Source organism: Sinomicrobium pectinilyticum (assembly GCF_003725735.1).
Classification (GTDB): domain Bacteria; phylum Bacteroidota; class Bacteroidia; order Flavobacteriales; family Flavobacteriaceae; genus Sinomicrobium; species Sinomicrobium pectinilyticum.
In genome coordinates this window covers 45,642-58,711 of sequence record NZ_RJTM01000068.1, presented here as the reverse complement: position 1 = coordinate 58,711, position 13,070 = coordinate 45,642, and the positions used below count along the sequence as shown (strand labels likewise).

10 protein-coding genes are annotated in these 13,070 nt (G+C 45.3%); 1 reads left to right on the top strand and 9 read right to left on the bottom strand.

The features are described 5' to 3' along the window. Positions 1 to 41: 41 nt before the first annotated feature. From ED312_RS09495 to ED312_RS09475, 5 genes are all read right to left on the bottom strand, one after another. On the bottom strand, positions 42 to 953 hold the full coding sequence (locus ED312_RS09495; protein ID WP_123215770.1) for a DUF5777 family beta-barrel protein: 912 nt from the start codon (positions 951 to 953) through the stop codon (positions 42 to 44). Positions 954 to 1,080: 127 nt separating this feature from the next. Continuing rightward, complete coding sequence (locus ED312_RS09490) at positions 1,081 to 1,629, bottom strand: YceI family protein (protein ID WP_123215769.1); 549 nt, start codon at positions 1,627 to 1,629, stop codon at positions 1,081 to 1,083. Between the two features lie 17 nt (positions 1,630 to 1,646). Then, positions 1,647 to 2,078, bottom strand: a complete 432-nt coding sequence (locus ED312_RS09485; RefSeq protein WP_123215768.1) for an OB-fold protein — start codon at positions 2,076 to 2,078, stop codon at positions 1,647 to 1,649. Between the two features lie 12 nt (positions 2,079 to 2,090). After that, positions 2,091 to 2,441 (bottom strand): hypothetical protein, encoded by a 351-nt coding sequence (locus ED312_RS09480; RefSeq protein ID WP_123215767.1) that lies wholly within the window; start codon positions 2,439 to 2,441, stop codon positions 2,091 to 2,093. A gap of 194 nt (positions 2,442 to 2,635) precedes the next feature. Then, positions 2,636 to 3,505 carry a hypothetical protein gene (locus ED312_RS09475; protein ID WP_123215766.1) on the bottom strand — a complete coding sequence of 290 codons (870 nt, stop codon included), beginning with the start codon at positions 3,503 to 3,505 and terminating at the stop codon, positions 2,636 to 2,638. Between the two features lie 204 nt (positions 3,506 to 3,709). Between ED312_RS09475 and ED312_RS09470 the strand changes: the two genes are divergently transcribed. Continuing rightward, positions 3,710 to 4,840 (top strand): LytTR family transcriptional regulator, encoded by a 1,131-nt coding sequence (locus ED312_RS09470; protein WP_123215765.1) that lies wholly within the window; start codon positions 3,710 to 3,712, stop codon positions 4,838 to 4,840. A 226-nt stretch (positions 4,841 to 5,066) separates the two neighbouring features. Here the strand turns inward: ED312_RS09470 and ED312_RS09465 are convergent, their stop codons facing one another. The 4 genes from ED312_RS09465 to ED312_RS09450 all read right to left on the bottom strand — a co-directional run bounded on the left by ED312_RS09465 (position 5,067) and on the right by ED312_RS09450 (position 12,971). Next, positions 5,067 to 7,229 carry a family 43 glycosylhydrolase gene (locus ED312_RS09465; RefSeq protein ID WP_123215764.1) on the bottom strand — a complete coding sequence of 721 codons (2,163 nt, stop codon included), beginning with the start codon at positions 7,227 to 7,229 and terminating at the stop codon, positions 5,067 to 5,069. Positions 7,230 to 7,331: 102 nt separating this feature from the next. After that, entirely contained in the window at positions 7,332 to 10,523 is a 3,192-nt protein-coding gene (locus tag ED312_RS09460) for a glycoside hydrolase family 2 TIM barrel-domain containing protein (protein ID WP_123215763.1), read from the bottom strand. Between the two features lie 58 nt (positions 10,524 to 10,581). After that, a complete protein-coding gene (locus tag ED312_RS09455) occupies positions 10,582 to 12,159 on the bottom strand; it encodes a glycoside hydrolase (protein WP_123215762.1) in 1,578 nt (525 codons plus the stop codon). Positions 12,160 to 12,284: 125 nt separating this feature from the next. Then, positions 12,285 to 12,971, bottom strand: coding sequence for a DUF3823 domain-containing protein (locus tag ED312_RS09450; RefSeq protein ID WP_123215761.1), 687 nt, complete (start codon positions 12,969 to 12,971; stop codon positions 12,285 to 12,287). Positions 12,972 to 13,070 lie beyond the last annotated feature (99 nt).

Here is a 13,070-nt window from a genome sequence, read left to right as displayed (position 1 = left end):
ATTTAACCGGAGAATTTTCATTTGTTCCTTAACCTCCGTTTCTACCATTCTTTTTCGTCTTCCTCCGGAGTTTTGCGGCGTTTGTTACCGATCTGAAAGGCTCTGGAGATATTAAATCCGAAATGAATATCTCCCTTAAAAAAATCGTCTGTTGTTTCCGTGATAAACGCTTTTTCGATCATGGTAATGGCATTGGAAACCATGAGCTGGAACACATGTCCGCCCGTTTCTATATCCACACTCAGGGCGAAAGCATTTTTGGTATCCACGGACTTCAGGGGATTAATGGTATAAAAATACTCGGCATTGACAGATACCCTCTTGCTCAGTTTATAACGGCCTCCCGTCCCAATGGCAAAGATATCATGGGGGTCGGCGTCTATTGTAACCGTATTCCGGTGCACGTAGGTAGGGGAAAGTTGCAGGGAAAGGTTTTCGTTAAATTTCCGGGCGATGAGTACCTGGGTGGCATAGAACAGGCGGTCGCTGAAATCGGGCTTGTCTTCCGGTTCGTAATCCTTAAGCGTCTTCCAGGCAACACTGCCAAAAAGGGATACGCTTAACGGGAACGGTTCTTTCCCCGTGGCCTGCTTCAGCAACTTGTATTTTGCAAAACCGTCATAAGTCTTTTCGAAAGAACTCCTTCCTATTCCCAGCATCAGATCATCGGTAAAGGCATACTCCAGGGCAAAGCGGATATTGGAATCATCCAACCCGAACAATTCGTCTATACCGTCATTGATCCGGCCGAAACGGTGGGAAATGAGAAATTCCAGAACGCCTTTTTTACGGTTTTCTATGGAATGCCCATTGATAATCCGGGTGCCTTTGAATGCAGCACTTACATACTCTTTATTTTCCGGGGTCTCTTCGTCCAGTATCTCCATAAGGTCCTGGCCGGAAACCTGGGTGTAAACACACAGGAAGAGCAATATGAATATTGTTTTTTTCATTGATTTTAATAGGTTAAAAGTTTTTATTTAATGTGCCATTGGGAAAATTCGATAATGTAATAATGAGCCGTCCTAATCCGTCAATCAATTAATATATCACTAATTGGCACATTTGCTCATTGACTCATTAATTATAAGGCAGGTGTTCGAGCTTAAAGGAAACCTCTACTTCCCTGGCGATATTATTCCTGACGATAGCGGGTATTTTTATGTCATAATCCGCAACGGCGATCATGAACTTTCCCTTCAGGATTACTTTATCTCCCTCTATATTGGCCTTGGCTTCGATTTCCACGGGTTTTGTAATGCCATGGATCGTCAGTCTCCCCCTTACCTCGGCCACATGATTGTCTCCGGAAAGCACTTCCGCGAGGTTATTTATCTTTCCTGTAAAAGTGGCTTTGGGGAACTTGTCGGATTCCACATAATTTTCATTGAAATGTTCCTGCATGAGGGCCTTTTCGAAAAGGAATGATTTCATCAGTATGTTTATGGCAACTTCGCCGGAAGCAAGGTCCACTATACTCAATACCTGTTTGTTCTCTGCCTTGATATCTTCTACCGGGGTATGGGAATAGAAAGAGACTTCTCCCTGCCTGGTAAGATATTTTTCCTGGGAAAACAGTAAGGAGTTACAACTTATAAAAACCAGTAGTACTATAAATCTGCTATACATTTTGCTTGTTATTATTTTCAACTGCTGATTACTGCCCTGACCAGGATAACATCCAGCAAAAAGCCGGTGCATATTCCTTTTACCGTTATCTTTTGTCCCTTATGCAAACCAAGGACCTTTTTGTTTTCGGTGGGATACATGTTGCATATAATGCTCTCTCCGGAATTTTCCACCCCGAGGGTAATAATGCTGTTACCATCGACCGCGCTGATATCTTTTATTACGCCTTCTACCTGTAATATCTTGTCCAGGTACAGGCTGTTGGCACTTGTTTCATCGGTTTTAAATACCTCTAACAGGGATGTTGCCGTAAGGGTATAGTCCGGATCAGCACTATGCACATCGGTATGGGGTTTGTTATACTGCTTCATAAAGATCACGGCCCCTATCAAAATGCCGGCAGCTATGATTATGCCCGAGATATAGACAGAACGTTTTATGCTATTCATAGACTTTCAGTTTTAATTGTCCGGGGCCCCGTTGTCCACCCAGCACGCTATGAGGGCAATCTCTTCCGAAGTCAACGATCCCTGCAACGGCATGATCCTCGCCTGGGTGAGCTCCTTAATCTTTTCGGCATTGTTCTTTACCACGGTAAAATTGCGGAAATCCAGCGGATGCCCCGAACCGTTATGGCATTGTATGCAGCTATTGTCAATTATAGGCCTTATTGTGGCAGCGAATGAGATATCAGGATCGCATAAAGGTTCCACCATATCTTCCTCCTCCACATTATACTCGCAGGAGGTCATAACCGCTATAAGCAGAAAAAGGGCCGGAATACAGGTTTTTTTTATAATTTCTGGTATCATGGATCATTAAAATAAGATGGAAGAGGGAACTAAAAAGATTTTTAACCACAAAGTCAGCAAAGAATACACAAAACTCACAAAGGAATAAGCGTTTGATTACGATATATTTAACTTTTTAGTTTCTTTGTGCCTGCTTTGTGGTTTTAACAGAAGTTCGGGACTTTTTAGTTCTCTCTTTTTTAGAATTATTTACGTTATCCCTTGTTACTAGCTTCCGGGGCTTCGGCAGATCCGGTGTTCACTATGGGCCATACCCCGGGGTTCGGGAAGCTGATCCCCTTGTTATCGCCCTTGGCTTCATCCTGTCCAAAATAATACATGGGCCAGCCTTTATACGTCAATTGATCGCGCTCTCCGTGGACGCTGATGGTGTTAAAATCATCCGCGTTCAGTATACTGGGGAGCCTGTCCAGGTCTAAATGAAAAACAGGCCATACGGCATCATTGGAGAAATCCTCGTTTGTAAAATTATTATTGTCCTTCGTATCATTTATAAACGCATACAGGGTATTTCCCTCCGGATCGGTAATATAGAAGGTATCGCCTACTCCTTCTACATAATTTCCCTCAGCATCCACAATGTAGTTTTTGCCGTCATGCCCTACCAATTGGGCGTGGACGTACATCAGCGAATAATCGGGTTTGGCAACGTACCATATATCGCCTACCCCGTCTCCGTTAACATCCCCGGCCTCACTATCGTTCGCAAAATAGTATAACGGCCATCCTTTGTAGGTGGTCTGTTTTTCTCCGTCACCCCGTGTTATGGTTGCAAAGTCATCAGCATCCAGTCCTTCGTCCACGGTAATGTCTCCGGCATAGAATACGGGCCAGACGCTCAGGCACCCTTCTGTACAGGTAGACACCTCACCGGAATCATCGGAAAAGAAATACAGGGTCATTCCTTCATTATCGGTAAGGATCATTCCGTGTTCGGAATTTTCTGTCAGTTGAATGCTGTTCCCTGTGGGGTCCGGATCCGGCGTAGAAGAAGAATCATCATCGCTACTACAGGAATAAAGGGTAAAAACAGCAGCTGTCAGTAAAAAGAAGAGTTTTTTCATGGCTTAAATTTATTTTAGTTTTAACACACCAAATTAACTGAAATCAAAATCATTACACATAATAAACTTTAACGAGAGGGAAAAAATGGTGTATAAAAAGGAAAAAACGCGGTTAAATGTACCTGGGGAAATAATCTTCCTGTTTAATTTGTTAAGTTTTTCTTAAAATCCGTATTTTGCACGTCGTAAAATACTACCCTTTGTATGAAAAAAGACCAAGTCTATTTCTTTACTTTTTTAGGCCTTGCTATCGTAACCTTTATCGTAGGTTATTTTAGTATGAACTACCTGCTGGAGATATCTACCAATCACTTTTTGCAGACGCAGATCGAATCGAGCAAACGGGAGGCAAGTGAAGTTTCCTCCCTCGTACAGTTCCAGCTGGAGAACGGCCTGTCTAAGGAGCAGGTGATCGACAACCTGCAAAGGAGCCTGGAAAATACGAGTATGGAATCGGGTTTTGTATGCATGTTCAACTGGTCGGGAGTGGAGATCTGTCATCCCAACCCGGAAAAGATAGGGCAGCAGATATTGCCGGAAGAGTCTTTCGTACAGCCGGCCGTATATACGGAGCCGGACCCTTACGACCTGTACAACCTCCTGAAACAAAAAAAGGAAACGGGAGGTATCCGTGAATTTTCGGATGAAGGAAGGGGTTCGGAGATCATTTACCTCTACCCGGTGAAAAATACGGATTGGATCGTCGCTGCCCATGCCAACATAGACCATATTAAAGGGCGAATGCAGCGGTTGAAGAGCAATTTTATCGTTGCCTATGCCGTTTCGGGCATGCTGATCGTATTGATGTCCCTGTTTATGGTACGCCTTATCAGCAGGCGATACGAAAAAGGACTGGAAATAAAGAACGAAGGGCTATCCAGGGAGATCGTCACCCTTTCCCGGCTGAACCACGACCTCATCCTGTACAAACAGAAAATGGAGGATAAGGAAAACACAGGTAAAAATGATCCGGAAGAAAGCCAGGAAAACAATTTTGTCAAAAAAAGGTTATTGACTTATGTGAAAGATGAGATCGTTTCTATAGAGCCGGAGAACATCGCCTTTATATACATGGAGAATACCGTTACCCATATTTGTTGCAGGGACGGCAGGATCTTTCACAGTAACAACAGCCTGGAAGAAGTTTACTCCGACCTGGACAGTTCGCTGTTTTTCCGGGCAAACCGCCGTTTCATCCTCTCGATCAACAGCATTGATAAAATCTACAAATACGGGAACAACCAATTGAAAATAGAGGTCAGCCCCAGGTCGCCTATCGACATCATCATAAGTAAAAACAAGGCTTCGGAATTCAAGCAGTGGTTAAGGGGATAAAAGGATGATTGATCATAAACCCGGGCGTGACATCCTGATAATGCTGGATGAATGGTTTCTAACTTCAAACAGTTCGTCATAGCAGGATACCCGTAGCTAAAGTTAGTATCCCCTGTACAAAAGTTGGCATCCCCCATACAAAAGTTGACGTCCATCCTATTAAAGTTGATGCCTGTGCCGGTCTTTCCCTGCATCGCAGGACCTGTTCATATGTGCTATGGCCCTGTTAATCCGTTTCCACACCGGAAATTCCCTTCAGGCTTGGTATGACTTCTTTGATATAACCCTTATCATCAAACGTCAGGCTGTCTATACATACTTCACGGTGAAAACCTGCCGCCCTTCCCATCCGTTCCCCGCCGGGCCTGGTGAAACGATGGTAAATAATATACCACTCGTCTTTTCCTGGAACCTGTATCACGGAGTTATGCCCGGTAGCGAGTATCCTGTTTTTTTCGTCTTTCCGAATAACAATGTTGTTTCGGGGTATCTCCAACGGCCCCACCGGGCTGTCGGCCATTGCATATCTTACCTTGTAATCCGGGCTGCGAGTGTCGTCTTCGGACCACAGAAAATAATATTTGCCATCCCGGAAAAACACTTCTGTCCCTTCACGGAATGTTTCATCGGGCGTTATGACTTTCGTGGTCCCTTTTTTGACGGACATCATGTCTTCATTCAATTCGGTAACAGCCATGAAACCATTCCCCCAGTACAGGTAACTTTTCCCGGTTTGCGGATCTTCGAAAACATCCGGGTCTATATTCTGGCCGTTCTTTATGCCCTGCGGAAATTCCGAGATCAAAGCTTCCCCCTTATCCTTAAACGTCCCGAAAGGTTCATCGTTTACGGCAACACCAATCTGTTGTGCTGCGGTATAATAGTAATAGTATTTGTAAGCCCCGTCCGTTTTTTTCTCTATCATCGCAGGGGCCCAGGCATTGCGACCGGTCCAGGGAACGTCTTCCCGAAGGTCCAGAATCGTGCCTTCGTCTTTCCAGTTTACCAGGTCTTCGGAAGAGAATGTCTTAAAATAGGTCCCGGACCAGTTGTTAAACCCGTCACTGGTGGGATAGAGGTAAAACTTTCCTTCTTTTTCGGAATATATGATCTCGGGATCGGCATAGTAGCCTTCTACTACCGGGTTATTAGCTGTCTCTGCAACAACTTTATAAACTTCGGTGGTGCCGCCAAATGTCAATTGGTAATCCACATTTCCTTCGGTGAAATCCCGGGCACCACCGGGCTGTATTTCCGTACCGGGAAGTGTTACGAAACTAGGGTCGAATGCGGACAGGTCATGTCCGCCCTTTACCGGCAGGTAAATGCTTTTCTCTTTACTGTCTATTACTATATTGTTTGTTTTGATGGCCGGGTTGGAAGCGGTCAGCACCGGGGAGATATCACGTGACGGGAATTTCCGGAGCAAACGTTCCAGTTCTGCCTGTGTTATCGGGATAACGGTACCATGCCGGGGATGGAAATTCATGGATACCTGCTCATCGACAACCTCGAATTCTTTGAGATCAGTACTTTTGGTAAACTGGTACTCCCCGCTGGTATAGACATCATACATCAGTATATAGGTATCGGTACCTATCAGTTTAAATACTCCTGAACCTTCCACCGGTTTATCCGTCCGGTCCACATTGCCCGGTTCCGGCTTGTACCCGGAGGTCAGCGCATCGGAAACCGCCACTTTTATTCCTTTATCCGTATCTCCTTCAGTCTTGTAGAACAGGTAGAATTTTCCATCTTTTTTAACTATGTCCCCGTCAATACACGCTTTTTCGGTCGGGTTGAAAAACAATTGTTTGGGGGCTTCTTCCAACGCAGTAAAATCGTCGTTGACATATGCATAATAGATCTTGTCATAGCTATCCGGTTCCAGCATGGAAAAATATACCATATATTTCCCCCTCGCCTCATCATAGATGGTCTGGGGTGCCCATACCCGGTGGACCTCCGAAAATTCCGGATAGGTCTGCGGAATGTCAATTACGGTACCGGACCAGTCAATAAGATCGCCGGACTTCATCAAGACCATAGCCGTATTGCTCCAGCCGTTTTTGGTCAGTAAATCCGTAACCACCATATAAAAACCACTGTTATCTTCCTTGCGAAGGATATGCGGATCGCGTACGCCACCTGTAGTGCTTATTTCTCCGGACGCCACGATAGGTTCGTCATTGTTGAGGGCATAATAGTTATAGCCGTCTTTGCTTATGGCATAGCGGATGGCTTCTTCTCCCTGGCCGTTCCCGGTAAAGTATGTAAACAGGTAAGCCGAATACCCCCCGGCCTCTTTATTCGTCTGGCAGGAAACAAGGTTCAAAAGAAGAACGACAGACAGGAGAAACTTCGTACAGGAGCGCAAAGTCTTATTCATAATCAATTTGATTTTGGTTTTTAACGGTTATAAGTGTTAAATATACGATTAAAAAATATATTAATACGTACCCATTGCTTTTTTCGGTGGGTATACTATCCGTTACAATCCTTTCAATAAACTCACAGTATATGAATAGCTATAGGAATTGCCTTCCAGGCGATATGATTTATGCGGGTGTCTCCCCCAACTGTCATCGCCGCCCACGCCGCGCTGTCTATAATCTACATGCAGGAATACCTTGTCATGCACTTTAAGATCGGTAGGGTGGCGCTGGGATTTCCGCTCTCCCGGGTCCAGGTCTTCCGTGGCTATATTCAGCGCACTGAACCCCAAAGGCTGTTCCCCGGTAATCTGAATTCCGTCACCGGCTTTGTTTTTCAACCGTAACCAGCGGACGTCGGTCTTATACCCGCACTCCTGCGGACGGATATATTCCCAGGTAAACTGGTTTGCTACTTTATCTTCATATATTCCGAGGAAAGAAGCCGTATTCCGGTCCGCGTAATTTTCCCAGGGGCCTCTACCGTAATATTCCAATGTATCATAAGCTCCGGGAAGGACCATACGCATCCCGAAACGCGGGAGCTCGGGAAGTTCTTTGTTGGTATTTATTCTGGCGGTTACTTTAATATCGCCGTTGTTTTTCAACAGATAGTTTACTGTATAAGGTACTTCCACTCCGGCCAGTTGGTATGTAACAACAATGGGCTGTCCCTTGTCCGTTTTTTCCCCGGCTTCCACCTTAACTACTTCTGATTGGTATGTTGCCATTTTCCAGGCTTTCAGTTGTTCCGGCATCCCGTTCCCAAAATCATTATCGGTAGGAGCCCGCCAGAAACAGGGTTGCGGAAATACCGATACGAGGCCTTGCGGACTGCCGGTTACACGATAACTTTCGAAGGTTCCGGTCCCCGTATTGAAAGTTCCTTCTATCCGGCCGGCGGTAAAGTGAAGAAGGTCTCCCTGGTGTTTTACCAGGAGTGTACCTGCGGTATTATCGCCGGGATGGTCAAAGAAAGAACCCTGTCCCACTTTAAACTGCTCCCTGGCTATTTCATGCCCGGCAGGGACCATCCTGTCTGCCATTCTGGTATAGGCAAATACCTGCAGGAAATATTCTTTGTCCTCCGGCTCCGGAAGATCAACATTTACGGTTTTGGTGGTATTGGGGGCTGCCTCTATGGTAAAGGTCCCGGTTTTTACTACTTCCCCGTCCGCCATCAGTTTCCATCGGAAATCAAAATTATCCAGGTTGGTAAAATCGAACCCATTTTTTACACCTATGGTATTGCCTTCCAGAGTAAACCGGATATTCTGGTATACTTTCTTTACTTCCATCAACCCGGGATGTGGTTTCCGGTCGGCAGTTACCAGCCCGTTGGCATTAAAATTCTCGTCGTTTTGCAGGTTTTCCCCTCCGAGATCACCTCCATAGGCCCAAAACTCTCTTCCATCTACCGTCTCTGCTTTCAGTCCCTGGTCCACCCAATCCCAGATAAAGCCGCCTTGCATGTGGGGGCTGCTGTCAATGATGTCCCAATATTCCTGAAAATTTCCGGTGCTGTTTCCCATGGCATGCGCATATTCGCACATGATAAACGGCCGTTCTTTGGTGCTGTCCTCTGCATATGCTTTCATATGGCTTATGGAGGGGTACATAGGGCAAACGATATCGGTATTGCGGTTTTCACCGGCTTGTTCAAACTGCACCATCCGAGTGGTATCGCGCTTTTTTATCCAGTCGTAACCATCGTAGAAGACCGGGCCGTTCCCGCTTTCGTTACCGAGCGACCAGATAATAACGGACGGGTGGTTTTTGTGAAATTCCACCATACGCTGCATGCGGTCCATATGTGCCGGCGCCCATTCTTCCAGATAGGCCGGATGCCTGGATTTATCGAAATTCCCCTGCCACTCGGCGCCCATACCATGGGTCTCGATATTGGCTTCGTCAACGATATACATCCCATATTCGTCTGCCAGATCATAGATATACGTATCGTGCGGATAGTGGCTCATCCGGATGGCGTTGATGTTATTCTGCTTCATCACTTCCATATCCTTACGCATCATTTCCCGGTCGGGCACATGGCCTTTTATTCCGTGGTGTTCGTGCAGGTTTACCCCCTTTACGGTAATGGGCTTTCCGTTGACCATCAACCGGGCATCCTTAATTTCCACTTCCCTGAACCCGGTCTTTCCCGCTAATGCGGCTACTTCTTTATTGTCCTGGTCTAAAAGGCTTATGGTATATGAATACAGTTGTGGGTCTTCCCCACTCCATCTTTCAACGTCCGGAATTATTTTTTGAAAGTGTATTTCCCCGGTGAGCCCACCGACCCCTTTGGTTTCTGCATAAATTTCTTTTCCCTTCGGATCGTAGAGGGCTACCTTCACCCTGGCTTTCTTAATATTGCTTTTTCCGAATTCTTTCAGTTTTACATTTGCACTGAAATTTCCGTCGGTATAATTACGGGTGAGCCCGCTGGTCAGAAAGTAATCCCAGATTGTGGTTTTTGGCATGGCCTGCAGGTAAACATCGCGTTCGATACCGCTTAAACGCCAGAAATCCTGGTCTTCGAGATAACTGCCGTCATGCCAGCGAAAAACCTGGACGGCCAGCAGGTTTTCCCCCTCTTTTATCAAAGGGGTGATATCAAATTCTGCCGGGGTTTTGGAAACCTTGGTCATTCCGGCCTCTTTGCCGTTGACAAATATCCTCGCATAGCCGGAAACCGAACCGAACCTCAGGATGATCTCCCTGCCTTTCCAATCGTCAGGAATTGTAAATGTGCGCCTATAGGAGCCGACGGGGTTATATGTTTCCTCACTGTCTTTTCTGTCTGCCGAATTCAGGCTGACGGACCCGGCAGACGACAATTCTTTATTAGAGGGTTGGGCCGGGTAACCGATATAGGGTGGATTTTTCGGGAACGGATAGGTAATATTGGTATAAATGGGAATATCAAATCCTTCTAATTCCCAGTTGGAAGGTACCGGAATATCATTCCAGTCCTTGTCGTCCAGACCTACTTTATAAAAATCCTTCGGACGCTGGCCCGGATATTTTACAATATGGAATTTCCAGGTGCCGTTAAGGCTTTTGTAAAAACGGGATGAGGCCGGATCTTTCTTTAAAGCTTCCGAAGCCGACTCATATAACACAAAATCACTACGCCCTTCAATTTTGTTACGGTCAATTACAGTGGGATCTTCCCATTCGTTGCGCTTCTGGGCGTACATTATTGTGAAAAGCAAAGAAAAGAGAAAGGGCAAAACGGTCTTTTTCATCATAGCACAGGATAGGTTTAGTCTGTTAAGATAAATAGATTTATTAATTGATCCTTTTTTAATTGTTATATACAAGGGTAACTATTGAACTTCCCGGAATCACCAGCTCCTTTCCTTTCCGGATGTCTGCATGTTCCAGGTTTTTCCCTGCCGAGGTCACATAGGACCGGACGGGGCCCGGAAACTTCTCTGTCGGGATAAAATTCACTTTTACATCCTCCTGTCCTGAATTTATTGCCACCAGAATTAATTCTTTATTTTCAACATCCCTGTATCCCGATACCAGCAGATCACCTGTATTTCCGGCACTGGTTTTCATTACTTTGACACGTTGAAATCCCGGCCTGATAAACCGGCTGTAATTTCCCAAAGCCCAAAGCATTTTGCTTTCGCAGATATTTCCGTCGGCCTTATTTTTGTCTATATATATCAACCCGTCTTTGTAATCATAAGGAGAGACCGCCAACCACCAATGCCAGGCAGAGGCATTCGCCACAACGAGATCGTGATGTATTACCCTGGCGAGATAAAGTGCCGGGCCTATGCCAAGATCTCTGTCATTACCTTTTATCTCGTTGTTATTATCTCCTAAAATACAATATTCCGACATCCAATATTTAAGACCGGGATATTTTTTCAAGGTTTTGGCAAGTTCTTCTCTTTGCCGGACCAATTCGGAACGGGGTGAAGTGGTAAAATAACTGTGCCCGGATATTACCCGGCCCAGATGCGACAGGTCTCCTACATAATTTTCCGAACTTTTCCGGAAAAAGGCTTCTATCTGGGCTCCTCTTTGTGCTTTACCCGCGGTTTCGTATAAATAATTGATCTGACCTGCTTCGGCAATGTCGATCTTTGTATTCAGCCCCCTTTTTTCCAGTTCTTTATCCAATAGCCTGGTGATTGCAGCTATCTCGTTATTCCGGAAAGACGTACCTTCCTGTCCTCCCTCGTCCCAATCCCACTGAGGTTCATTAACAGGGCTGATAACATCCACGGTCAATCCCATGTTTCCGAGTCCCTCGGTGGCCCGGGCCAAATAACGCGCAAATTCATTATAATTCTCCGGGGAAAGGTTCGAACGATTCCCGTTATCGGCATAGGCTTTGCCATTCCTGGTCAGGCTGACCGGCGGGCTGTTGGAAAATATCAGGAAATTTTCCACGTCGCGCTCTTTGGCAGCACGGGCAAACCACACCTGTCCTTTTTGCCTGTTCCAGTCATATGTACCATCTTCTCGCAAAAAGGACCCTGTTCTTCGCCATTCATCTTTTATACCGCTGGCCATACCCTGCCGTGCACTTCCGGCTCCGAGATTAAACCTCCATAATGACAGGCCGATACCTTCAGGGTTCCCGTTCGGGTCCATTTGTTTGCTAAAAAGCAGGTCGGCGATCTTTTCTTTTTTTGCTAAAGGCCACTGCCCGACAAACTGACAAGACCAGGCATCCGAGGCCCCAAAATTATCAATGATCTGGTAGGTCGTGCCCGGATCAATTTCGAACTGCAATACCCCGGTCTGTATTTCGGAGATCGGAGCCGCGTCTGTGCCAGGTTTATTCCTGCATGAGATGAAACAAAAACTAATGGTAAACTGTATAGCTATAAATAAAAGCCGGCAATTATTTATTTTCATGGTTTAAGATTACAGAGGGCAAACAGTCAGATGTTTTTATGTATTTACAAAACATTCAATTTTATGATTATTAAAGCAATTAAAAAAAACGAATTATAGAGACCATAATCTCTTCGCCCTGATCTCTATAATTCTATTTTTTCAACATGTGAATAGTAAAATTCATTGGCCTGCGTTGATCTTACCCCAATGCGCGCAAACAAATACCCGGCCCCTTGAAGGTGCTCTGGAATATCAATGCTGACCGTGGTCGGTTGTCCTGTTGTAATACTCCCGATATCTACATTTGCTACATATTCATTTTTGTTCTGATCGGTAAGAACAGCGGTACCAAAATAAATATTTACCGATTGAAGATTGGTGGTTTCAACGATCTTCTCAATGGTAAAATTGACCGTTACGGAATTGCCATTTACCTGAAAACTCTCATTGTTGACTGTAAAATAAGGTGTTACGGGAACATCAAATTCAGTTCTGCCGTTAACCCGGATAACAATGGTGTCGTTCAGTTCGGGGACCCAAGGGCCTCCTTCTTTGACCACCATCTTATATTCCCCGTTAAACAAGGATACCGAATAACTGCCGTCCTGGGCAATATATACCGGAATATTTTTATCCAGGGCATATCCATCCTGCCATAATTCCAGCTGGGGGCCGTTGGTACGGACACCTACGGGCTGCCCTTCATATACAACGTTCCCTTCAAGGACAGCGGCGGGTTCTTCAAAATTGTCATAATCACAACCCGCTACTAATGTTATAAGGCACAAAGCCAGTACCAGCCGGGTTATATTTTTGTTAATTGCATTCATGTGTTCGTATTTTTAAAGACTGTCGGTTTCATTTTTAACATTCGGAATATGAGGAGGAACGAATATATCTGTCATTACCAGACATCCCCGTTCCCCGGT